This is a genomic window from Rubeoparvulum massiliense, assembly GCF_001049895.1.
In the GTDB taxonomy this organism is placed as follows: domain Bacteria; phylum Bacillota; class Bacilli; order Rubeoparvulales; family Rubeoparvulaceae; genus Rubeoparvulum; species Rubeoparvulum massiliense.
Window position 1 is genome coordinate 634,490 of record NZ_CVPE01000006.1, and the last position, 23,101, is coordinate 657,590.

General features: G+C 45.8%; 22 protein-coding genes. 2 read left to right on the forward strand and 20 right to left on the reverse strand.

Going from position 1 to position 23,101, the window contains the following annotated elements; all coding sequences use genetic code 11:
• Positions 1–38: 38 nt before the first annotated feature.
• The 4 genes from lpdA to BN1691_RS10830 all read right to left on the reverse strand — a co-directional run bounded on the left by lpdA (position 39) and on the right by BN1691_RS10830 (position 5,814).
• Positions 39–1,460: a dihydrolipoyl dehydrogenase gene (lpdA, locus tag BN1691_RS10815; protein ID WP_048602231.1), complete on the reverse strand. Its 1,422-nt coding sequence runs from the start codon at positions 1,458–1,460 to the stop codon at positions 39–41.
• A gap of 110 nt (positions 1,461–1,570) precedes the next feature.
• Entirely contained in the window at positions 1,571–2,656 is a 1,086-nt protein-coding gene (locus BN1691_RS10820) for a Glu/Leu/Phe/Val dehydrogenase dimerization domain-containing protein (protein WP_187116891.1), read from the reverse strand.
• Between the two features lie 6 nt (positions 2,657–2,662).
• Complete coding sequence (locus tag BN1691_RS10825) at positions 2,663–3,547, reverse strand: bifunctional enoyl-CoA hydratase/phosphate acetyltransferase (RefSeq protein WP_048602794.1); 885 nt, start codon at positions 3,545–3,547, stop codon at positions 2,663–2,665.
• A gap of 209 nt (positions 3,548–3,756) precedes the next feature.
• On the reverse strand, positions 3,757–5,814 hold the full coding sequence (locus tag BN1691_RS10830) for a sigma-54 interaction domain-containing protein (RefSeq protein WP_048602233.1): 2,058 nt from the start codon (positions 5,812–5,814) through the stop codon (positions 3,757–3,759).
• Positions 5,815–5,977: 163 nt separating this feature from the next.
• Here BN1691_RS10830 and BN1691_RS10835 point away from each other — a divergent pair, with 163 nt between their 5' ends.
• Positions 5,978–6,235, forward strand: coding sequence for a DUF2627 family protein (locus BN1691_RS10835; RefSeq protein WP_048602234.1), 258 nt, complete (start codon positions 5,978–5,980; stop codon positions 6,233–6,235).
• 18 nt (positions 6,236–6,253) lie between these two features.
• Here the strand turns inward: BN1691_RS10835 and BN1691_RS10840 are convergent, their stop codons facing one another.
• Genes BN1691_RS10840 through steA form a run of 4 tightly spaced genes read right to left on the reverse strand, consistent with a single transcriptional unit; the run spans position 6,254 to position 9,415 of the window.
• A complete protein-coding gene (locus BN1691_RS10840; protein ID WP_048602235.1) occupies positions 6,254–7,042 on the reverse strand; it encodes a hypothetical protein in 789 nt (262 codons plus the stop codon).
• 5 nt (positions 7,043–7,047) lie between these two features.
• On the reverse strand, positions 7,048–7,722 hold the full coding sequence (locus BN1691_RS10845; protein ID WP_048602236.1) for a glycosyltransferase family 2 protein: 675 nt from the start codon (positions 7,720–7,722) through the stop codon (positions 7,048–7,050).
• Positions 7,682–8,293: a copper transporter gene (locus BN1691_RS10850; RefSeq protein ID WP_048602237.1), complete on the reverse strand. Its 612-nt coding sequence runs from the start codon at positions 8,291–8,293 to the stop codon at positions 7,682–7,684. Before BN1691_RS10850 ends, BN1691_RS10845 begins: the two co-directional genes overlap by 41 nt.
• Before the next feature lie 9 nt (positions 8,294–8,302).
• Positions 8,303–9,415, reverse strand: coding sequence for a putative cytokinetic ring protein SteA (gene steA, locus BN1691_RS10855; protein ID WP_048602238.1), 1,113 nt, complete (start codon positions 9,413–9,415; stop codon positions 8,303–8,305).
• A gap of 128 nt (positions 9,416–9,543) precedes the next feature.
• On the opposite strand from steA, the gene BN1691_RS10860 reads away from it, so the two are divergent.
• On the forward strand, positions 9,544–9,771 hold the full coding sequence (locus BN1691_RS10860) for a hypothetical protein (RefSeq protein WP_048602239.1): 228 nt from the start codon (positions 9,544–9,546) through the stop codon (positions 9,769–9,771).
• Between the two features lie 50 nt (positions 9,772–9,821).
• Here BN1691_RS10860 and spo0A read toward each other — a convergent pair whose 3' ends face one another.
• From spo0A to BN1691_RS10920, 12 genes are all read right to left on the reverse strand, one after another.
• Positions 9,822–10,610 (reverse strand): sporulation transcription factor Spo0A, encoded by a 789-nt coding sequence (gene spo0A, locus BN1691_RS10865; RefSeq protein ID WP_048602240.1) that lies wholly within the window; start codon positions 10,608–10,610, stop codon positions 9,822–9,824.
• A gap of 192 nt (positions 10,611–10,802) precedes the next feature.
• Positions 10,803–12,125: a SpoIVB peptidase gene (gene spoIVB / locus BN1691_RS10870; protein WP_231638395.1), complete on the reverse strand. Its 1,323-nt coding sequence runs from the start codon at positions 12,123–12,125 to the stop codon at positions 10,803–10,805.
• Between the two features lie 156 nt (positions 12,126–12,281).
• A complete protein-coding gene (gene recN / locus BN1691_RS10875; RefSeq protein WP_048602241.1) occupies positions 12,282–14,015 on the reverse strand; it encodes a DNA repair protein RecN in 1,734 nt (577 codons plus the stop codon).
• Between the two features lie 28 nt (positions 14,016–14,043).
• Positions 14,044–14,496: a transcriptional regulator AhrC/ArgR gene (gene ahrC / locus BN1691_RS10880; RefSeq protein ID WP_048602242.1), complete on the reverse strand. Its 453-nt coding sequence runs from the start codon at positions 14,494–14,496 to the stop codon at positions 14,044–14,046.
• 28 nt (positions 14,497–14,524) lie between these two features.
• The gene (locus tag BN1691_RS10885; RefSeq protein WP_048602243.1) at positions 14,525–15,061 is read right to left on the reverse strand and encodes a hypothetical protein; all 537 of its coding nucleotides are present in this window, start codon (positions 15,059–15,061) and stop codon (positions 14,525–14,527) included.
• A gap of 54 nt (positions 15,062–15,115) precedes the next feature.
• Complete coding sequence (locus tag BN1691_RS10890) at positions 15,116–15,934, reverse strand: TlyA family RNA methyltransferase (protein ID WP_048602244.1); 819 nt, start codon at positions 15,932–15,934, stop codon at positions 15,116–15,118.
• Positions 15,934–17,817, reverse strand: a complete 1,884-nt coding sequence (gene dxs / locus BN1691_RS10895) for a 1-deoxy-D-xylulose-5-phosphate synthase (protein WP_048602245.1) — start codon at positions 17,815–17,817, stop codon at positions 15,934–15,936. Before dxs ends, BN1691_RS10890 begins: the two co-directional genes overlap by 1 nt.
• 793 nt (positions 17,818–18,610) lie before the next feature.
• A complete protein-coding gene (locus BN1691_RS10900) occupies positions 18,611–19,498 on the reverse strand; it encodes a polyprenyl synthetase family protein (RefSeq protein WP_147545843.1) in 888 nt (295 codons plus the stop codon).
• 2 nt (positions 19,499–19,500) lie between these two features.
• Positions 19,501–19,737, reverse strand: coding sequence for an exodeoxyribonuclease VII small subunit (gene xseB / locus BN1691_RS10905; protein ID WP_048602797.1), 237 nt, complete (start codon positions 19,735–19,737; stop codon positions 19,501–19,503).
• A 14-nt stretch (positions 19,738–19,751) separates the two neighbouring features.
• Entirely contained in the window at positions 19,752–21,068 is a 1,317-nt protein-coding gene (gene xseA / locus BN1691_RS10910) for an exodeoxyribonuclease VII large subunit (RefSeq protein WP_048602798.1), read from the reverse strand.
• A gap of 88 nt (positions 21,069–21,156) precedes the next feature.
• Positions 21,157–22,005, reverse strand: coding sequence for a bifunctional methylenetetrahydrofolate dehydrogenase/methenyltetrahydrofolate cyclohydrolase FolD (gene folD, locus BN1691_RS10915; RefSeq protein ID WP_048602246.1), 849 nt, complete (start codon positions 22,003–22,005; stop codon positions 21,157–21,159).
• Positions 22,006–22,121: 116 nt separating this feature from the next.
• The gene (locus tag BN1691_RS10920) at positions 22,122–23,093 is read right to left on the reverse strand and encodes a Kae1-like domain-containing protein (protein WP_048602799.1); all 972 of its coding nucleotides are present in this window, start codon (positions 23,091–23,093) and stop codon (positions 22,122–22,124) included.
• Positions 23,094–23,101: the final 8 nt, after the last annotated feature.

The window sequence follows — 23,101 nt, forward strand, 5'->3', positions numbered from 1 at the left end:
AGAGGATCGACCTTGCACGATCCTCCTCTTCCAGCTTATTAAATATGAATCGCATTCCCGTCAACAGCTAAGGCCGCTTCACCCATCACTTCTGAAAGAGTGGGATGGGGATGAACCATGGACCCTATCTCCCAAGGTGTCGCGTTAAGGAATTGAGCTAAGGCTGCTTCAGAGATTAGATTGGTCACATGAGGCCCTACCATATGAACGCCGAGGATATCGTTGCTCTTCGCATCGGCAATAATCTTCACAAAGCCATCGGCCTCTCCTTGGACGAGTGCTTTGCCAATCCCTTTAAATGGCATCTTCCCAACCTTCACTTCATAGCCACGTTCCTTCGCTTCCTGTTCAGTGATCCCCACACTAGCCACCTCGGGACGGCTATATGTACAGCGAGCGATCTGTTCATACTGAAGGGGCTCAGGTTGTAAGCCTGCCATATGCTCTACCGCATGAATTCCTTCATGGGATGCAACATGGGCTAATTGAAGGCCCCCAATGCAATCCCCAATGGCATAGATATGGGGTTCAGCCGTTTGATAGTCCTCATTCACCTGAATGGCACCACGTTCAACTTTAATATTGGTACTTTGTAGGCCAATTCCTTCTGCATTGGCACCTCGGCCAACAGAGACAAGCATGCGTTCCGCAGAGAAGCTCTTCGTCTCTCCTTGATGCTCTGCTTGTATGGTGACACCCAATTCTGAGAGCTCTAAGGTATCTGGTAGTACTTTGGCAGAAGTGATGATCTTAATCTTCCGTTTCTTAAAGAGGCGCGTCATCTCTTTACTAATCTCTTCATCCTCTAAAGGTAGAATCCGCGGCGCATATTCGAGAATCGTTACATCCACACCAAAATCATGCAACATGGATGCCCATTCGATTCCAATAACACCACCACCCACAATGATGATGGAGCGAGGTAGCTCTTCCATCACCAACGCTTCATCACTGGTCATCACTCGTTTTCCATCGATGTGAAGACCAGGCAATGTTTTGGGATGGGAGCCCGTGGCGATGATCACATGATTGGGTTGCAGAATCTCCGTTTCACCATCCTCATACTCCACATTGATTGCACCTGCTCGCGGTGAGAAGATGGATGGACCCATAATACGTCCTGTGCCCTGAATGACACGGATCTTCCCCTTCTTTAATAGGTACTCCACCCCTTGATGAAGCTGATTCACGATGCTCTCTTTTCGTGCCTGGACCTTTGCAAAGTCGAGGGAGATCTGTGAAGCTAGAATACCAAATGCATCACTCTCTTTGGTTTGGACAAAGACCTCTGCACTACGAAGTAAAGCTTTACTAGGAATACAGCCTGCATGTAGACAGGTTCCCCCTACCTTTCCTTTCTCCACAACTGCCACATTCATTCCTAGCTGTGCAGCGCGGATCGCAGCAACATAGCCTCCAGTACCTCCACCCAAAACGACTAAGTCTAATTGTTCAGACATGATTGCGCCTCCTTTGCCTTTTCTTTTTCCTATTTCCTTTGATTGGAGCAGTTCCCTGCTCTCTCTATCATAACTCAATGGGAGACGGGATCATGGGATGCATTTAAAATTTATTTCTTTTCACCAGGAATATAGTTACTACGCAATTTCTGCACGCGACTGATTCTTGTCTCTGCTAGATGGTCCGCAGCATGGGATGTGGAGATTTTTTCGGTACGAGAAATCTGGAAAACTTGTAGTAGGGTGTCATAGATTTTCTCTACCTTCCGCATGGCTCGCTCCCGTGAATAGCCTTCTAGCTCATCTGCTACATTGATGACGCCACCTGCATTGATTACATAATCTGGTGTATAGAGAATTCCTTCACTTTGGAGCTCTTCACCATGACGATCCTCTAAGAGTTGATTATTAGCGGATCCTGCAATGATCTGTACGCGGAGCTGAGGTAGGGTTTGATCATTGATGACACCGCCGAGGGCACAGGGTGCGAAGATATCTGCTTCTGCACCATAGATCTCCTCGGTGGAAACGCCTTTTGCACCAAATTCATTCATGACACGCTTTACGCTCTCTTCATTGATGTCTGTAACGATTAAGTTGGCGCCCTCTTCATGAAGATGACGAGTAAGATGATAGCCCACATTACCTAAACCTTGAACAGCGATGGTACGACCAGCCAAATCATCGCTTCCAAACATTTCTTTTGCTGCTGCCTTCATCCCCCGAAAAACGCCATACGCAGTAATGGGAGATGGGTTGCCACTGGAACCAAACTCAGGCGAAACACCTGTGACAAAATCAGTTTCTTGATGAATATAATCCATATCATCCACCGTGGTACCAACGTCTTCAGCTGTGATGTAACGGCCTCCTAATGATTGGACATAGCGACCAAGAGCACGGAAGAGCTCAGGTGATTTATCCTTGCGTGGATCCCCAATAATTACGGTCTTTCCACCACCGAGATTAAGACCAGCTACTGCATTTTTATATGTCATTCCCCTAGACAAACGAAGGGCATCTGTTAGCGCTTCCTCTTCATTTTGATAGGGCCACATCCGTGTGCCACCTAGAGCAGGCCCTAACGTCGTGTCATGTATGGCGATAATTGCCTTTAAACCAGAGACTTCATCGTAGCAGTAAACAACCTGTTCATAATCATATTGCTTTAACGTGTGAAATAGTTGCATCGCAATTCCTCCTTAATAGTCTTGTGCTAAAGCGAATAGCATGGAATGAAACTTGGTCTCGGCATGATCAGCTCGCGATGGAAGAATGATCGGTCGTTTTGCCCCTACTAAAAGGGCTCCTACCCTTGCGTCAGCCAAATAGGCTAGCGCTTTATACAATGTGTTACCTGCCTCCAAGGTTGGAACAACAAGAATATCCGCTTCCCCTGCTACAGGGCTCAAAACACCCTTCTCTTTTACAGAGGCTGGTGAGATGGCATTATCAAGGGCTAATGGTCCATCAACAATACCACCCTGAATCTGCCCACGATCGGCCATCTTTGCTAGTGCTGCTGCATCAATGGTGACTGGCATTTGCGGGTTCACCGTCTCAATCGCAGCCAAAATAGCCACCTTTGGCTGAGGAATCCCGAGACGATGGGCAAGGTCGATCACATTTTGGGTAATCTCTCGCTTTTCTTCCAAGGTTGGGTGAATATTCATGCCTGAATCAGTTACAAAGAGTAACCTTTCCAATTGAGGCAATTGAAATATGGTCACGTGACTGAGTAATCGCTCACTTCGGAGTCCACCATGCTGGAGAATGGTACGGACAAAGGTGGAGGTATGCACCAATCCTTTCATCAGAACATCTGCTTCCCCTGCATGAACAGCATGAACTGCCTTTTCGCATGCTTCCGTATGTGAAGCTGCATGGATCAACCATTCAGCTGGCAATGGAAATTGCCCCTCAGCCATGTGCTTGCGGATGATCTTCTCATCACCATAGAGTAAAAAGTCAGCAATCCGATGTTTCACAGCTAATTGCAATGCTTTAAAAGTCTCTTCGCCTTCTGCTACAGCGAGGGCAATACGTTTTCTGGGACGTTGTATCACGATATGTAAGAGTTCATCCATGCTTCGCAAACACGGTCACCCTTTCAATCAATGTACCTTCCCACCACACTAATTACTATGCAAAAATTATGCCAACACTTACTATGTAAGCGCTTTAATTTTACTCGTATGTTTAGCCAATTGCTACCCTTACTTTTCGAAAAAAACATGAAAGATATTGCACAGTATGCAAAATCCTTCATGCAATTTATTGCGCTGCTGATGATCTGTTAAAGACCATACCGCTGTATTTTATAGTACAAATTGCGTACAGAAATCTGAAGAAGCGCAGCTGCCTTGGTCTTATTCCCATCACAGGCTTGAAGAGCTTGCCTTATGTAATTCCTTTCCATCTGCTCAAGATGGCAGTGAAGTGGTTCTAACTCCTCTACACCTACAGAATTGGAAATCACCTTTGGTGTATGACCCAAGGGAGGAAGATGGTGAAGCTGGATCATCCTTTCTTGAACATGCATACTGATCATGGCTCGCCCAAGAATATTTTCCAGTTCCCGTACATTTCCTGGCCAGTCGTAATCTAATAAAAATTGAAGTGCATCTGGATCTATCTCTTGAACCATGCGACGATACTCAAGATTTAATTTTCTAAGAATATGCTGGATCAGCATGGGAAATTCCTGCTTACGAAGTCGTAATGGTGGAATCATAATAGGGATCACATTGAGCCGATAGTAGAGATCCTCCCGAAAACGTTGCTCCTGAATCATTTTTTCTAAATTAGCGTGAGTGGCTGCGATAACGCGCACATCAATGGGGATCGGTTCTGTACCACCGACACGAATAATCTCCTTCTCCTGGAGAATACGGAGTAGTTTGACCTGCACTCCCATGGGTAGCTCTCCAATCTCATCTAAAAATATGGTTCCGCTATGGGCTTCCTCAAAATACCCCTTCTTTCCACCCTTCTTAGCGCCTGTAAAGGCTCCCTCCTCATAACCAAAGAGTTCACTTTCCAAAAGATTTTCGGCAATGGCAGCGCAATTGACACGGACAAACTGTTGATTACGTCGAGGGCTAGCATGGTGAATGGCATGGGCGAATAATTCCTTACCCGTACCTGATTCACCACGTAGCAAGACCGTGGCTGGTGTACTGGCCACATTGAGAGCTTGCTCAACAGCGAGCTTCATGCCTTCACTCTCTGCGATCATATCTTGAAATGTATACTTCGCCTGTAAAGTACGAAGCATCTGCTTCGCATGGGCAAGTTCATCGGTCAACTGCTTCATCTCTGTCATATCGTGAATGATCCCCACAGACCCACGTAACTGATCACCTACCATGATAGGTGCCACATTCACAACAACCTCTTTACCATAGGGACCCACTTTCATCCGTACGCCCCGAACAGGATGCTTGGTTTTCAATACCTGCATATGCATACTCTGACCCTCTGAGATATCTACATCAGCTGGTTTTCCTAGAACATCCTCTTCCTTCATACCTGTTAATCGGGTATAAGCTGGGTTGATCATCATTCCTAAGCCTTGCTCGTCCACGATGGAGATGGCATCCTCGGTGGAATGAATAATCGCCTTGAGAAGACTCTGGATCTCCTTCAGATCTGTAATCTCCTCTGCCAATTCCAAGATGTCACTAATATCTCGAAAAACAGCCACCGCACCGATAATTTTTCCGTCATCTGTCAAAATGGGAACACGATTGGTGACAATGCGTGCATCATCGGTGAGCTGTTGCTCTTGATTTAATTCAGGAATCCCCGTATGAAGAACAATATCAAGTCGACTGTTTGGAACCACCTGGGAGACAGGCTGATTTAACACATCCTCTGCTTTCAATTGAATCAATCGTTCAGCAGAACGGTTAAATAATGAAATTCTTCCTTGCTCATCAACGGCGATCATGGCATCATGAGTAGAATTAATCATGGCCTGTAACTCCGTCTCTTGGCGCTTGAGACGACCAATTAGCTGCTCCTTCATGGCGATTAAGGACATGAGGAGATTAGCAATCGAGCCAGGGACTAATAATGTTCCTTCTGGCTTCACCTGCTCTAAATGACGATAAACCTCCTCCTGACCTGTTGCTTCAAAGATAATATCAACAAATGTGGTTTGTAACCACAATAGATAATCGTCACCTGTGGGTATACCCCAATCTTTAGCCAATGCAAAACCTGGAGCTTCAGGTCGGATATCTGTGATGGCGATCACTTCAAAGTTCGGGAGTGTATGAAAGGTTCGCAAGAGATGCGTACCTCCCTGTCCTGCTCCCACGATTAGGATCTGCTTCGCTGTTTGGTCCATTACGTTTCTTGCCTCCAGAGGAATATGGTATCTCATATAACTTAAATTCGCCAAATATGGTTTTATTACCTGCATCTAAAGGTATGAGCGAATCTTGATTGTAGACAGTCTAGGATCATTCCACTAAGATAAGGGTAGTAAAATGCGAAAGAAGGGTGACATAATGCTAACCTATCAACGACTAATCGCTTTGCTATTTCTGACTATTCCTGCCATCATCGCTGCATTTGGGTGGAAGATTATGCGAGAAGTCTACATCGACTATGCTGCTTATGATCAATTTCAACTTCTTTTATTCCTAGGAGGGCTTCTCCTCTTCTTATTTGGTGTTGGATTTATCGCTGGATGGATCCTGCATCGTGATCGCAAGCGCAATCTTGTTCAACCACGTTTCATGCAACGTGATGAGGATGAGGAATGAGCTTGCTCCTCACCACCTCTAACGGATGCGCCCCCATTCATCTACCCGTCGTATCCAGTGATGAGCTTCGACCCAGCGTTGTATAGAATATTTCTCAGCGAACCAGTGCAACCAAAGAAATACGAAGCCCAGCATTAGCTGGATCCAAAAAGGATACAGGCTGATGATCCATATCCCCGTGACAAAGCCAAGCAGATTACTGCCTGCGTCACCTAGCATCCATTTTCCCTGTAAATCACCAATGATCAAAAGAAGCCAAACGCCCCATAGTCCTAGCCACTCTCCAAACAACCCGTACCAGTCCCCTGTTAGAAAAAACGAAAGCAGACCCATGAGTAGAAACAGCTTACCTGCCCTTCCTGGTCGAACATCCAAAAGATTGAAAAGATTACTGGACAACATAAGAATGACGATGACAAACCACCAATGATTAGGGTGAGCTATATTGACGCTGACCAACATGGCAGCGAGCATGATGATTATTACCTTCCAGAGCCCTGTCGTTAACTTTCGATGCTCTCTCGCATATTGAAGGTGTCCCCGTAAACCCTTGATATCATAGCGCCCCCACCGATCATCGACGAAACCGATGATGCCAACTGCACTCATCGAAATAAAAAAAATAATGGAGGAAATCTGTACTGGCTCCCCCCATCCCAATCCTATCCATATTGTACTACGTAACATCAGATATAAGCCCTGACCGAGAAGTAAAAAAACGCCTACCCCTAGTGGAATCCTCTCACCACGAAAATTTTCAGCGAGCAATCCCCAATTGGAAAAAAGTTGATTGATCAATCGCTCCATTTCATTCACCCTTTCGCCTTGCGGATCAATGTTGAGCCGATTTGGATGAATTGCTTTCCCCGATGCTTGAAACCATCCCAGTTTCTCAGCGTCTCCCGATGCTGAAAGGGCAAGGGAATCTCCTCGATGCGATATCCTTTACGTAGACAATCGATGGTCATACCCACCTCTACACCAAAACGCTGTACAGGTTCGCCAAGGACAGTAAGCACCTCCTTTTTGTATGCTCGCTGACCTGAAAGAACTGATGTCACATAGCTTCCCGTTAACATGAAGACGCCTTCACGGGCTAGCATCTTTACAAGACCAAAGCCCCCCTTTTTCTGAGCCGATGGAAATTGAGCAATGGTAACATCAGCACGATCTCGAAAGAGCGGAGGAAGGAGATGTCTGGCATGGTGACTGCTCTCACCAAGGTCTGCATCAAGAAAAAGAAGATACTCTCCCTGCGCCTCTTGCCATCCTCGGTAGAGTGCAGCTCCTTTGCCACAGCGGCCAGGCAAACGGATGACCCGCGTGGCCAAAGGAATCGCTATCTCTGATGTATGATCCTCACTGCCATCATCCACTACGATCAACTCTGCAAAAAACGGAGTGGACCAAAGAGCCTGAAGGGTTGTCCCAATTCGAGTAGCCTCATTATAAGCTGGTATGATCACTGAAACGCGAGCTTTCTCCATTGGGCTCCTCACCTTCCTCTGCATGATGAAATTGCGAATAGAGCTCATGCACCCAGCGTATCCATTCTGGAACCGTTGTGGGAAATGTCATTACGATGGGCGTTAATCCAGGTGATCTTCCCGTAAAACGTTGGAGATCATGGAATTGGGAGATCCCCGCTGAGTCAGGTAGGATGAGATAGCCTTGGTTATTTGACCCTAGCGCTAGTTCAGACCAAGAAAGCATCACAGGATTGATCCCAATCTCCTTCAAAGCCTGTTGTTGCTCCTCACTGACAGCTGGGGTAATAAATAGGGTGTGTCCTTCTAGATGCGGCTTGTAAAAGCTAATCATGTCCTGGCGAATGGTCTTAGCTTGCCGATCGATTTCTTGTAGGAGATCCTGGAAGTCTTTAGATTCTAGTCGTGCTTCATGCAATACACGGGTATAACGTTGGTGAACCTGATGAAGTAACTGTTGCTCCTGTTGCTGCAAGGCAGGTGCACCTAAGAAAATTCCGATTAATAAGCCAAAAGCCCAAGCGAAAAAGATGGCAACTAACATCAGCATATTATAACGTAATGAGTACACGGGAACCACCTATGTTAACCACAGCTTCAACTGAATCAACAAAAGACCTAACAGTTGACGAAAGTGTGGTAAGAATAATAAAGAAAGCGTACTGACCAACATTCCGACCATTCCCCAGCGAATCTCACGTTGTTCCTTCAAAACCGGGAAAATTTGACTAATCCCCTTTAAGTCCAGCAGTTTCTCACCTAACTTCAAACGAATCAGCATGGTGCTTGCCATCCCTGCTCTTCCCTTATCCAAAAAATCCACCATATGGGTATGCGTCCCCAAGGTAACGATCCTGCGAGCCTGATGGTCGTAGGCAAGTAGCATGGCAACATCCTCACTGGTTCCTGGTAGACAGAGGACCTGCCCTGAACAACCTAATGCCTTCAAGCGTTCCATTCCCGGTGCCCGCCCATCACAATAGGCATGTACCAGTAGCTGCGCACCTGTTCGTAAGGCCTCCTCTGATACACTATCCATATCACCGATGATGAAATGAGGTGGGTAGCCCTGATGGATCAGCGCATCTGCACCTCCATCCACTGCGATGAGAACCGGTCGGAAAGCCTGAATATAGGAATGAAGTATGCGTAAGTCCTCTTCATAATAATCACCTCGCGCCACAATCAAGACATCTCGTCCCTTTAGCTTGACATGAAGAGGTGGATAAGAAAACTGCTGACCCAGAATCTCCTTTTCTCGCATTGCATAAGCTAAGGTATTCTCAACAAAGCTTTGCAAGGGTTGAGATGAACGGCTCAGCGCTTCGTGGTACTCCGCTTCCAGCTGTGCCGCCTGTAAGCGATGGCATGTAATCTGCACCTTACCCTCCCCAACTACAATCTTCCCATCCTGTTCAATTCGTAGCCAATCACCTTCCTGAACGAGGGAAAATGCAGCACTGGGCACTTGATACAAGGGGATACGATGTTGAAGAAGAAAGCGGGCACCCTTGGCAGGATAATAGCCTGTAAAGAATGGTTGGCTATTGATCACAGCTTTTACGCCTTTTTTGAATAATTCCTGGGCGGCAATTAAATCAAGATCTTGATGATGAATCCAGGCAATGTCATGATGGTTAAGGCGTTTTACAAGGTTTTTTGTCTTCCGATCGATTACAACCTGACCTTCCATCCTGGTCACCCTCCATCCAGATTGACTCTTACTTCTATTGTGACCTGGTGAGCAAAAATTATCCTTGACACGCGAGGTATGTTCCTTGCATATGCTGGAGTGAATTAAGTAGAAGGGATGGATAGAGGATGTCATATGAGGAGCTTGAGCAGCATCTAAGAAAAGCCAAATTGCATCTGGAAAAGGGTCTTCAGATGAGTGGTGAATTAGGCAAACGGGGAAAAGTTCAACAAGAGAGGGTTGCAGCCTCATGGCAGAAGGTCTTAAGTGAGCTACTGCAGACTGTGAAGCAGGTTGAGAAGCAGCATCAAGTCAATTTTATGAGTTGGATTAATTGGTGGAAGCTGCGAAAATAAGAAATCCCCTTCTTTGACGAGAAGAGGAGTTTCTTATTTTTTATGGTACTTTATGATGCCTTATGATCCAAGCGGAGCTTATCTGCAATCATGGCAATAAATTCACTGTTGGTGGGCTTTGCTTTACTTACGTTAATGGTATGGCTAAAAAGTCGACTAATGGAATCGATATTGCCTCGACTCCACGCTACTTCAATGGCGTGACGGATCGCTCTTTCCACCCGGCTGGGCGTTGTATTATATTTTTGGGCAATCTCTGGATATAAGCGCTTGGTAATGCTTCCTAATAAGTCAATATTATGATACACCATGGTGATCGCCTCACGAAGGTATAAATAGCCTTTAATGTGGGCTGGTACACCGATTTCATGAATAATGTTGGTGATACTACGATCCAGGTTAATTTCGCGTTGTTGGGTTTTGGGTTGTGTGGAAACAGCTTGGAATGATTCTGCAGATGAAGATGGCGACTCTTTACTACCCATATAGCGGATTCGATCCACCAACATTTCCATATCAAAGGGTTTTAGAATATAATAATCAGCACCTAATTCCATTGTCCGTTTTGTAATCTCCTCTTGGCCAAATGCGGTCAGCATAATGATTTTGGGCTGAATCGGTAGATCCATTCCCTTCATACGTTCTAATACTGCGATACCATCCAGATATGGCATGATGATATCCAGAACCATTAAATCAACCTCTTGATCTTCAAGTATTTCTAATACTTCATTACCGTTATAGGCTACGCCTACAACTTCCATGTCATCTTGTCTGTTAATGTACTCTTGAAGCAGTTGGACAAACTCCCGATTATCATCGGCTAATAAAATTCTCATTCCCCATTATCCTCCTTCAACACTCCCATATCACCACAGTATCATTTCTACATCTGGAAGGTATTCCCTGCCTTTGCTCTTCATTTTTCCACAATTCACATCATATGAAAAGTACTTTGCTAAAAGTACTGCTATTTCGACATCATTTGCGCTAAAATCACTTGTGAAACACGATTTTTTGACATTCTTTTATTAGCTAGCCTTCCGTTTGTGAAGTGATGAGGATTGGATATCAATCCCTGCCTCTTTCAACATCCATTCAATATGAATACCATACCCTGATGTAGGGTCATTCACAAATACATGGGTTACTGCACCGACAATACGATTATTCTGAACGATGGGACTACCACTCATCCCTTGTACAATCCCACCCGTCTCTTTTAACAATTTAGGGTCGGTTACACGAATGATCATACCTTTGGTGGAGGGGTATTTCTGGGGAATCACTTTCACAATCTCAATGTCAAAAGCTTCAACCTGCTCGCCTTTAATGACGGTATAGATTTTGGCTGGTCCAACTTCCACCTGTTCCTGTAAAGCTACAGGTAGGGGATTGCTAAAGAACTCATTCTTTATTGTACCATGAACGCTTCCAAAGACTCCAAAAGCAGTATTTTTTTCAATTTGTCCTAATGGTTGATCCTCGTTGACAAAGGAAGCATATTTTTCTCCTGGTTGACCATGCTCCCCCTTTTGGATCGCAGTGATTCGCGAGTGAACGATATGACCATTGGCTGTATCGATGGGCTTCCCCGTATCCATATCCGAAATCACATGGCCTAAAGCGCCAAATCTCTTGGACTGAGGATGAACAAAGGTCAACGTACCAATTCCTGCTGCAGAATCACGAATATAGAGACCTAAGCGATACGATTCATCCTTTACATCAAAGACGGGGGTTACTTCAACATCCATGATTTGACCATCACGACGAATGGTAATCAACAGAGGCTTCCCTGAGCTTCCATACTGATTGACCAGCTTTGAGACATTTTGAATACTGGTTACATCCTGATTATTAATTTTCAAAATCATATCCCCTACTTTGATTCGCTCTAAACTGGGGGAATGTTTCTTCTCTTTTCCATCAACCATATGATGACCAACCACCATCATGCCATTGGACATCAATTTTACACCCACAGATTGCCCACCTAGATAGACTCTTACATCATCCATCACATTGACTTTCATCTTCTTAATGGGGAAGCCAGCAACCTCAATGGCCAACTCCGTCTCCCCTTGTTCCCTGGAGGTTAAGATCAGGGGCTTGCTTAAATCAACTGCAATACTTTTGCTTATCTCCCCATTGATCTGCACCACATCTGGATTTTTAGTAACAACGGTGGCTGTTGTTGGCAAAGAAAATTCCAGATGAGTTTGCATTCCTGGGGCAACACGAATTTCATTAGGAATTTGCATCCAATGCTGAAACGGTGCAGAAAATAGAAATACGAAACTAAGAAATAATATGATTAGGCCCATCACTTGACGGTTACGCTGATTGAACAAGCATCATCACGCTCCTACCTCTTACCCCTACCAACGCTGGCAACATCACCGTATCTATAATGTTGCCTTTGCTACAGTGATTTATAACTGGAGAGCTATGATAATAACTTGTACTCTTGGTAAGATCAAAAAAACAAGGAAGGTTAATTCCTTGTTTTAATCATCTTGGTAAGTGGCCTTCCATTGTTTGGCGAGATCCAGCATTTGATTAGCGTGCTCGAGGGTGACTGCTGTTTGCTGTACACCGCTCAACAGCTGAGCAAGGGCATAAGTCCGCTCATCATCTGGCAGAACATTCACCTTCGTAACCGTCTCATTGGCAGATTGATTCTTGGTAATAAAGAGATGATGATCGGCCATGGCTGCTACCTGAGGAAGATGCGTGATAGAGAGAACTTGCTTCCCCTGACTAATACGGTATAGCTTCTCACCAATTTTCTGAGCCACATCACCACTAACGCCTGTATCCACTTCATCAAAAACTAAGGTCTCTACATCATCGAGACGGGCTAGGATGGCTTTCATAGCGAGTAGGATACGGGATAGCTCACCACCAGAAGCAATCCGCACTAAGGAACGACAGGGTTCTCCTGGATTAGGGGAAAATAGGAACTCCACCTTATCCATGCCTTGGCGTGTACACGCAATGGTCTCCCCATTGATATAAATCCCATTCGGATCGGCTTGGGTGGTAAAAGCCACTTGAAAGATGGTCCGTTCCATCTTCAGATCAGTAAGCTCCTGTTCAATGGCATTGGCCAATCGAACGCCAACCTGATGGCGGATTTCTGATAAATCCTGTGCCAATAAGACTAGATCCTTCTCCTTCTGCAGGATGGTTCGCTCCAATGCTTGCAAGCGTTCATCACGGTGTTCCATTTGCTCTAGATCTTCTTCAATCTTAGCACCGTATTCCAAAATTTCATTGACTGAATCGCCGTACTTCCGCTGCAGCATACGAATGAGATCGCGGCGCTGTGACACTTCGAATAGACGTTCTTTATCAAAATCAAAGCCATCAAGGTAATCACGGAGGGCAAAGGTCACTTCCTCCACTTGATAGTAAGCAGATTCCATCAACTTAAAGGTTTCTTGAAGGGATGGCTCAAAGGGAAGAATCTCCTCTAATTGGCTCATGGCATGAGCAACCCAATCCATCCCACGATTCTCTGTACGCAATGCTTGATAGGCCTGCTGCACATGGTGATGGATCTGTTCACCGTGGGATAGCCGCTGAAATTCATCCTCAATCTTTACATCTTCATCAGGTTCAAGCTGCGCCCCTTGGATCTCCTGAAGCTGGTAGCGATAAAGATCGATCCGTTGAATCAGTTCCTGCTCATCCTGTTGCAGTCGCTTCCACTCCCGCTTGAGGTTGACATATTCATCATATAAACGAGTATATTCTTGCTTTGTTTCGGCTAATTCTTCTTCACCATAGGCATCTAGCCATTCGATATGCCGCTCCACCTGCAGGAGAGATTGTTGCTCATGTTGGGTATGAATGGCCACCACCTTCTCACCAATCTCCCGCAAAATTGCCAATGTAACCAGTTGACCATTGATCCGGCAGATGCTTTTCCCTTGCTGCGTGATCGCACGATAGAGGAGTAATGTCTCCTCTCCTCCCTGTTCAATGCCAAACTGCTCGAGAATTCTCCAGGCTGCATGACTTGGAGAGAGATGGAAGAGGCCTTCAATCTCTGCCTTCTTCGCTTCATAGCGCACATAATCAATGCTCCCTCTTCCTCCGCATAGTAAAGAAAGTGCATCCATCAGCATAGATTTCCCTGCTCCGGTTTCACCAGTAAGAATAGTTAAACCCTCTTCAAATTGTAAACGTACTTCCTTGATCAGTGCGAAATTTTTGATTCCCAGCTCCATTAGCATCCTGATCCCTCACTTCTCCACACAGGCTCTAAAGCATTTCAAGGAAGCGATCGTATAGAGCGGCTGCCCCTTCCCGATCACGGCAGATAATCAAGATATTATCATCACCACAGATCGTTCCTACGATTTCCTTCCAATCTAATTGATCAATTAGAACACCATAGGCATTGGCATTCCCTGGCATGGTCTTCATAACGATTAGGTTATCTACAGCATCAATGCTGATAAAGCTGTCTAACATGACATTACGCAATTTCTCCAGTGGATTAAAGCGCCGATCTGCTGGTAGTGAATACTTATATCGTCCATCCATGGTTGGAACCTTGACTAAGCGTAGCTCTTTAATATCTCGCGAAATCGTGGCCTGTGTCACGTTAAATCCGGCCTTGCGAAGATACTCCACTAATGCTTCCTGTGTCTCCACTTCATACGTTGTGATAATCTCACGTATTTTAATGTGACGTTGTCCCTTACTACTCATTACACTCACATCCTTTAGTTTCATATCCTTATTTTATCAAGAAATACATCAAGCTCATACCCAAAAGAAAAGGTATTCCCAAAGATGCGAAACGCCAATGTTTTCGTAGCGATGGATAAGCAAAATGAATTTCATGTATGATTTGGTGATCTAGATCTATATATAGAATACCATTACAACGATAAAGTAAACTATAGATCAATAAATGATCTCGCAAGGATGTTGCTGTAAATGAGACGCGAGATCTGGCACGACGTTGTTTAATCACATAGAGTTCGCCCGCTTTTTCCGCCCATCCATCGATGGTCAAGCGTGTTGTAAACTGTCGACCATCATTGAGTTCAATGGTGATGGGCACCTGCTCCCGTCCTGAGAGTGGCTCATAACCATGCTGCTGTAAGATCTGGGCGAGGGGACGTGTTAATTGATCTTGATGTTGAATCGAGGGATGAGAAGGTAGCCTCCACCCAAATTGAACTACCTTACGTAGAAACCACCATAACAGCCAACCTCCTCCCAGTAGGAGGAGCACAATAAAAATATAAAAATCCCCTGCAGGTAACATCACATCACCTCAGGGGATTATATTCGACTCAGCACATGACGTTTCCTTTTTCAATTAGCTCAATTCTTGATGAGCTTCCATGACCTCCTGCTGAATACGTGTAGGCTGTAGAAGATTAGTACCTTGCTCCTTTTCCGCCTTTTCTAACAGGAGGAGAAACTCAATATTCCCATCGCCTCCTGTAATCGGCGAATAGGTGAGCTCCAATGGTGAAAAACTCTCCTGTAATGCCATTTGAATCACATGCTCTAAGACCTCTTGATGAATACTGGCATCACGGACTATCCCTTTGTTTCCCACCTGTTCTTTCCCTGCTTCGAATTGTGGCTTCACCAACGCCACCACCCTCGCTCCCACCGATAGTAGGGGATAGAGTGCTGGTAAGATTTTATTCAAGGAGATAAAGGAGACATCAATGCTCGCAAAGGTTGGAGTTGGTCCCACAAGCTCTTCCTGTGTTAAATAACGGAAATTGGTTCGCTCCATTACATTAACACGGGGATCTTGACGTAGCTTCCAGCTTAACTGATTATAGCCAACATCAATAGCATAGACATAGGCTGCTCCATTTTGCAGGGCACAATCGGTAAAACCGCCTGTAGAGGCTCCGATATCCAGCATCACTTGGTTCGTTAGATCCAGTGCAAACTCCTGGATTGCCCGTTCCAGCTTTAATCCACCGCGCCCTACATAGGGATGAGGCTTACCCTTCACCTCGATCCCCGCATCGATTAATACTTTCGTGCCAGCCTTATCCACGCGCTCGCCAGCCACAAAGACTAAACCAGCCATAATCGCTTTCTTTGCCGTTTCTCGACTATCAAAATGGCCTTGCTGTACCAATAGAACATCTAGACGTTCCTTCATCGCCATTACTGCTGCATCCTCTTTCTTGAAGTAAGCTGAGTGGCTGCTTCCACAATTTTTTCCGGTGTAAGACCAATCTCTTCCCGTAATAGCTCCACACTACCATGTTCAATAAATTGATCCGGGATCCCAAAGGTTTCAATCTCCATACAACGATGATGTTCACTATAAAACTCGCGAACCGCACTTCCAAATCCACCGGCGAGAACACCTTCCTCCACGGTGATAATGGGAAGCTGCTCATCAGCTAGTTGCATGAGCATGGCTTCGTCTAATGGTTTGATAAACCGCGCATTGATAATCCGTGCGGAGATCCCTTGTTCCGCGAGACGATCCGCTGCCTGTTCGGCGAGAGGGAGCATATTGCCCATGGTTAGGATGGCTAGATCATGACCAGCACGTAACACCTCGAAGGTGCCGATAGGAATCTGCTTAAATTCATGATCATAAGGAACCCCTCGACCACCACCACGTGGATAGCGGACAGCGATGGGTCCATCATTGTATTGGATCGCTGTATATAGCATATTACGTAGTTCATTCTCATCCTTTGGCATCATCACCACAAGATTGGGGAGGATCCGTAGGAAAGCAATATCAAACACACCATGATGGGTCTCTCCGTCAGCACCAACAAGTCCAGCACGATCAATGGCGAAGACCACATTAAGATTCTGGCGAGTAATGTCATGGATCACCTGATCATAGGCCCGCTGTAAAAAGGTTGAGTAGATGGCACAGACAGGCTTTAATCCCTGTGTTGCGATGCCCCCAGCCATGGTCACTGCATGCTGCTCAGCAATCCCCACATCGAAGAAGCGATCAGGATACTTAGCAGCAAAGCCCTTCAATCCTGAACCATCAGTCATCGCTGGTGTAATGGCAATGATCCGATTATCATGTTTCGCCAATTGCATCAGAGTATCACCAAACACCTTGGAATAACTAGGCGGACCTTCTTTTTTGATGATTTCGCCTGATTCGATTTTATAAGGACCACTGCCATGGAAAGTATAGGCATCATCCTCAGCAGGCTTATAGCCTTTCCCCTTCTTAGTGATCACATGGATGAGTGTTGGTCCTTCGATCTCTTTCGCATGCTCCAATGTATCGATGAGGTCTTCAAGACTGTGTCCATCAATGGGCCCTAGATAGGTATAGCCCAATTCTTCAAAGAGCACCCCATCAACAACGAGATACTTTAAGCTATCCTTTAATTTATCTAGCGTATTGTAGATGGAATCACCAATAGCAGGAATATTGCCGATAAGGTTGATTACCTCTTTTTTAACCTTATTATACGGCTTTCCAGTTCGAAGTTTGTTGAGATACTGATGAAGAGCCCCAACATTAGGCGCAATGGACATTTCATTATCATTAAGGATCACAATCATATTCTTCTTATCATGACCGATATGGTTGAGAGCCTCAAAAGCCATCCCACCAGTCATTGCACCATCACCAATCACAGGGACAATATGATACTTCTCCCCTTTACAGTCACGGGCAATGGCCATACCCATTGCTGCCGAAAGTGAGGTGCTGCTGTGGCCTGCTTCCCAGACGTCATGGATGCTCTCACGTCGCTTTGGGAATCCACTTAACCCGTGGAACTGCCGTAAGGTATCAAATTGATCCTGCCGACCAGTTAAGATTTTATGTACGTAGGATTGATGTCCCACATCCCAAATCAGTTTATCCTTCGGGCTTTGAAAAACATAATGCATGGCGAGAGTAAGTTCAACCACGCCCAAATTAGGTGCAAGGTGTCCTCCTGTCTTCGATAGCTTAACGATTAGAAAGTCCCTAATCTCATGAGCGAGTACTTTCAACTCGTCCACATTTAGTTTTTTCACATCATCGGGTGTATGAATACGTTCCAGATACAACGTGACCCCTCACTTTCTGGATATTAAGACACGAAAAGCGATTAATAGGATATATGTATAGTTTATTGTAATATAGATCAAGGACAGTTACCACTCAAGTAAGCCAAATAAAAAGTCGCTCATAACGAGCGACTCTTTATGACCATTAGGGTGCTAACCTTATGAGTAAACATTGTGGCTTGAGGTCCAGTAGGTTTTCCCAAGCAAGTACCTGAACGTTGCCATTCAGGCCGTTTCCATTTAAACCTGCCTTAATGTCGTCACCATACATTAGACTGGATTACCACTTAGTCCACACTCTAATCCCCATAAGGTCTCGAGAAGAGCAGTCTAGGAGATTTCCTCAACAATCAGCGCCTATCCCCTAGCCTCTTTTGCAAGAAAGATTTCATATAGCACCGAATACTGATTTCTGGCCAAAAAACCAATATCTGAACCCTATAATCCCCTCTTCCCCACGCAAGGCAGGCTACGCTACACACAATCCCATTATAGGTCGCATGCAGGTTCATACCCCAAGCCATAACAATACGTTCGATGACGTGCTGCCACGCACTTGGGCCTCCGCGGAAATGGGGTCAACGCCCACATGCCTTTGTGGATCGCCCCAAATCCTTAACTTCCAGCATAAGCCCCCGACTGGGCGTCGAAAGCCAACACCAGAAACTTCATCGATGTGCCCTTTAGCGGATTTTTAGCCCCGCCTTCAGGGTAGGCCGATTGACTAGAATACTGCTACACCCTAATGTAGCTAGGAGTAATATATCATATTTATATGCAAATATCAAATTGTTCATGAATCCCGCTTTTCCATATAGTCGATAAACTGCCAGAGTAGTCCATCCTCTTTTCCTAGCTGACGCAGGGCATAACGTGCTTGTTCTAAGGTCTCGTGCAATTTTTGATGTGCACCATTAAGCCCAAGCAGACTCACATAGGTAGATTTTTGCAATTTTTCATCTCCACCCGTTTTCTTCCCTAATTTGGCTTCATCGCCAATCACATCTAGAATGTCATCTTGAATTTGGAAGGCCAAGCCAAGGGATTCAGCATATTGGGTATAATGAAGAAGCTCCTCTTTATTTGACCCAGCAATCACTGCCCCTGACCAGACTGCGAAAGTGATCAGATCTCCTGTTTTATGACGATGCACCAATTCTAATTCCTCTAATGAGATGGAGTGTTCCTCTGCTTCCAGATCAAGAACCTGACCAGCCACCATGCCACGGGAACCAGAGCGAATGGCCAGCTCTGCTAAGAGAGCTACCTTTGTTTCTGGTGTTAAATCTGCTTTTGCCGTGATCCCAAATGCTTCTGTTAATAAGGCATCCCCTGCCAAAATGGCTAACGCCTCACCAAATACCATATGATTGGTCAGTTTACCACGTCGGTACTCATCGTCGTCCATAGCGGGAAGATCATCATGAATCAAGGAGTATGTATGTAAGAATTCTAAGGCGCACGCTGCATCCAGGGCACCTGCTATTTCCATCCCAGTGTCCTCAACGGTGGCGAGCAAAAGGATGGGACGAATCCGCTTACCCCCAGCAAAAAGGGAGTACTCCATGGCTGAGCGAAGAGAGGAGGGTGGAATTTCCATTTGATTCATCAAGATCTGCATATGCTCTTCAACAAGTAGCTTCTTCTCTTTTAAATAAGCTTGAAACTGATGTGCGTTCACACCTATTCCTCCTGCAATGTAAATGGTTTTGCAGTCACTTGACCATTCTCTTCCATAAGTAGGTCGATCTGTTTTTCTACATGCTGTAATTTGCCTTGACAATATTTTGAAAGCTCCATCCCTCGCTGAAAGAGCTGAATTGACTCTTCAAGGGGAACTTCACCAGCTTCCAGCTGTTGAACGATCTCCTCTAGTTGAGCCATGGCTTCTTCAAAGCTCATCTCTTCTGATTCATTCACCTTTTTCACTATGATTACTCCTCCTTAATATCCTCAATCTGACAGGCAATCCAACCATCCTGCATACGAATATTGAGGTGATCTGTAGGGGTTACTTGTCGAACGCTGGTAAGCACCTGCTCCTGCTTCTCATCATAAATCACACCATATCCCCGCATCATTACCTTGAGTGGACTCATGGCATCCAATTGCTTGAGCATTTGGCTTAAGCCTTGTTGTGTTTGTTGCAGCTGTTGACCCATGGTTTTGAGTAACCACTTTTCTTGGTTTTGTTGCCGTTCCTTGAAGCGCTCAATTCGTTGGGCTGGATGGAAGCGGAGCAATTGATGCTCGCGCTGACGGAGCTGGTTGGCTCCATCCTTCTGCAAATTTTTAATGGCAGGTGCCATCCGATCTACCAATTGGTCCAGATGCTGCTGTGCTAGCTCCAATTGGCGGCGCGGGTAACGGAAGGCATAACGATTCATCAGGTGATCCAATCGAAGAGCAGAGCGCTTCAGCCGTTCTCCCATCTGAAAGAGGATCCGCTGATGGTTCACCTGAATCCGCTGCTGAAGCTGCGTCCAGTCAGGTACTGCCAATTCTGCAGCGGCCGTCGGTGTGGCTGCACGAACATCTGCCACAAAATCTGCGATGGTAAAATCCGTTTCATGTCCGACAGCAGAGATAACAGGAAGCTGGGAAGCAGCAATTGCTCGGGCTACCGGTTCCTCATTGAAGGCCCATAGTTCCTCAATCGAGCCTCCACCTCGACCGACGATCAATACATCTGCTAATGGGAACTGGTTCGCTCTTTGGAGGGCTGCAACGATGGAAGCTGCAGCCTCTTCACCCTGAACCTGCACAGGATATAGGATGAGCCTAGCAGGTGGATAACGGCGTTGAATTGTACTGATAATATCTCGGACTGCTGCACCTGTAGGCGAGGTGAGCACACCTACAACCTGCGGATAGCTTGGAAGATCACGCTTTCTTTCCTGGGCAAATAATCCCTCCCCCGCCAACTTTAGCTTCAATTGCTCGAAGGCTTGAAAAAGATTACCTACCCCGTCCAATTGCATCTCCTTAATATATAACTGATATTGCCCATCGCGATCATAGACGGAGATATTGCCACGCACTAGCACATGATCTCCATCCTTCGGTTTGAAGCGCATAAAACGATTATAACCGGCAAACATCACAGCCTTTAAACGGCTCTTCTCATCCTTCAAGGTGAGATACATGTGTCCACTACTATGGTGCTTAAAATTAGAAATCTCTCCGCGGATCCAACAGTCTTGCAGAATTGGATCTTCATCCATGAGCTGCTTCAAATATTGTGTCACCATGGAAATAGTATAGGGATTGGGCGTTGTTTGTTGCACTTTTGTCACCGCCTTCCATTCAACCGATCTCAACCAATAATTTACACAGAGCTTATCCTTGCAATTGCTTACATGCTTGAATGGTGTTTTCTAACAGCATGGTGATGGTCATCGGTCCTACACCACCAGGTACAGGGGTAATATAGGAAGCCACTTCCTTTACCTCTTCAAAGTTTACATCACCTACTAAGCCTTCGGGCAAGCGATTGATACCCACATCGATGACGACAGCACCAGGTTTGACCTCTGCTTTACTGATGAAGTTGGGTTTCCCTACTGCTGCAACAAGAATATCAGCTTGACGTGTGATCTCTCCGAGTTCCACGGTTTTTGAATGGCAGATGGTTACTGTTGCATTTTGATTAAGGAGGAGACTGGCCATCGGTTTTCCAACGATATTGCTACGGCCTACGATCACCGCGTGCTTACCAGCGATGGGTATTTTCATCTCCTCTAACATCACCATGATACCTGCAGGTGTACAGGGGACAAAACCTGGCTTACCTACCACGAGGTTCCCTGTGTTGATGGGATGAAATCCATCTACATCTTTTTCAACACGAATCGCTTCAATCACTAGATCCTCTGAGATATGGGGAGGCAGTGGTAATTGTACAAGAATCCCGTGAATAGATGGGTCCTCATTTAGCTGTTGGATCTCTTGTAATAATTCCGCTTCCGTGATGGTTGCAGGATGACGAATCACACGAGAATAGATCCCCGCCTGTTCGCATGCTCGTTCCTTCGAACGAACATAGGTAATGGATGCAGGGTTTTCCCCAACCAGAATTACGGCTAATCCAGGGGTGATCCCCGCTGCCTTCATCTGCGTGACTTCCTCTTTAATCCGTCCTCGAGTTGCTTTGGCGATTGCCTTCCCGTCAATTAATGTCGCTACCATGAAGTTCATCTCCTACTTTGATGGATTGTTAGTTCATTCGTTTGAAAATCCTGATAGTACTAGTCTAACGAGTTTGGTAATCGATGTAAACCCGAATGGAAAAAAGAAAGATTAATTTATTGTTCGGATTGCCAAGAGTGTAGACCAATAGTGGCTACCCCGAAGGCATTATCACCGGAATAGCAGGGATCAGCGAAAGCAAGACGTCCGCCTACTGCAGGATGCTCAAGGCGATAACGTAGCCGTTGCCGTAAGTAAGCATTGGCTGCTACTCCCCCTACAATCAGGACCTCTTTTACACTAAACTGTTCCATGGCCTTTCGTAGCACTTTTTCTAAGGTATTGGCAATCACCTGTTCGGTAGCGCGGGCAACTGCCGTTGGCGCTTCTCCACGGTCAATGGCCCGAAAGAGCGCTGTTTCTGCTCCAGAAAAGCTAAATTGATTCTCTTTGACAGAGGAGGGAACAGATAAGGTGGTTACCCCTCCCTGCTGTGCCAACCTTTCCAGTTCTGGACCTGCTGGAAAAGGCAGGCCTAAGCGGACACCGATCCGATCGACCAGCTGTCCTGCGTGAAGGTCCGTGGTTCCTCCTAAACATTGCACCTCATAACCATTCTTTGTTCGTTCCACCATTAGAAGTTCACTGGTACCCCCCGAGAGATGGATCGCTAACCAACGCTCTTGGGTTAAGGGGCGATCTGCAGTATGTTCACCTGCTGCCAGATGCCCTTCCTGATGGCTAGTCTCATAGAGAGGGAGCTCTAGTACCGTACTAAGTGAGCGGGCAACCAGCTCCCCTGCTCGAAAGACTGGCATATAAGAGCCTGCTTGATTACGTGGTCGTGTACTCACCGCAATGGCTTGCAATCCTACTTTCAGACCAGGCTGCTGGCGATGAATGGACTCCATTAATTGTGGTAAGCGCTGTACATGCTGAAATAGAGCAGTTGATTGCTGCAAACCACGCTCCCCCCGCTTCACTTCAAGAAGCGGACGCTCCTCGGCAACGATTTGTCCTTCCGTGTTAATCACACATAAGGAAGTACGATAATTACTGGTATCTACGCCCAATATGTATTCCATCATTTTCACAG

Coding starts and splice junctions, on each gene's coding strand:
- lpdA (WP_048602231.1), bottom strand. CDS start 1,460: ATGTCTGAACAATTAGACTTAGTCGTTTTGGGTGGAGGTACTGGAGGC.
- BN1691_RS10825 (WP_048602794.1), bottom strand. CDS start 3,547: ATGGATGAACTCTTACATATCGTGATACAACGTCCCAGAAAACGTATT.
- BN1691_RS10830 (WP_048602233.1), bottom strand. CDS start 5,814: ATGGACCAAACAGCGAAGCAGATCCTAATCGTGGGAGCAGGACAGGGA.
- BN1691_RS10835 (WP_048602234.1), top strand. CDS start 5,978: ATGCTAACCTATCAACGACTAATCGCTTTGCTATTTCTGACTATTCCT.
- BN1691_RS10840 (WP_048602235.1), bottom strand. CDS start 7,042: ATGGAGCGATTGATCAATCAACTTTTTTCCAATTGGGGATTGCTCGCT.
- BN1691_RS10845 (WP_048602236.1), bottom strand. CDS start 7,722: ATGGAGAAAGCTCGCGTTTCAGTGATCATACCAGCTTATAATGAGGCT.
- steA (WP_048602238.1), bottom strand. CDS start 9,415: ATGGAAGGTCAGGTTGTAATCGATCGGAAGACAAAAAACCTTGTAAAA.
- BN1691_RS10860 (WP_048602239.1), top strand. CDS start 9,544: ATGTCATATGAGGAGCTTGAGCAGCATCTAAGAAAAGCCAAATTGCAT.
- spo0A (WP_048602240.1), bottom strand. CDS start 10,610: ATGAGAATTTTATTAGCCGATGATAATCGGGAGTTTGTCCAACTGCTT.
- recN (WP_048602241.1), bottom strand. CDS start 14,015: ATGCTAATGGAGCTGGGAATCAAAAATTTCGCACTGATCAAGGAAGTA.
- ahrC (WP_048602242.1), bottom strand. CDS start 14,496: ATGAGTAGTAAGGGACAACGTCACATTAAAATACGTGAGATTATCACA.
- BN1691_RS10885 (WP_048602243.1), bottom strand. CDS start 15,061: ATGTTACCTGCAGGGGATTTTTATATTTTTATTGTGCTCCTCCTACTG.
- BN1691_RS10890 (WP_048602244.1), bottom strand. CDS start 15,934: ATGGCGATGAAGGAACGTCTAGATGTTCTATTGGTACAGCAAGGCCAT.
- xseA (WP_048602798.1), bottom strand. CDS start 21,068: ATGGTGACACAATATTTGAAGCAGCTCATGGATGAAGATCCAATTCTG.
- folD (WP_048602246.1), bottom strand. CDS start 22,005: ATGGTAGCGACATTAATTGACGGGAAGGCAATCGCCAAAGCAACTCGA.
- BN1691_RS10920 (WP_048602799.1), bottom strand. CDS start 23,093: ATGATGGAATACATATTGGGCGTAGATACCAGTAATTATCGTACTTCC.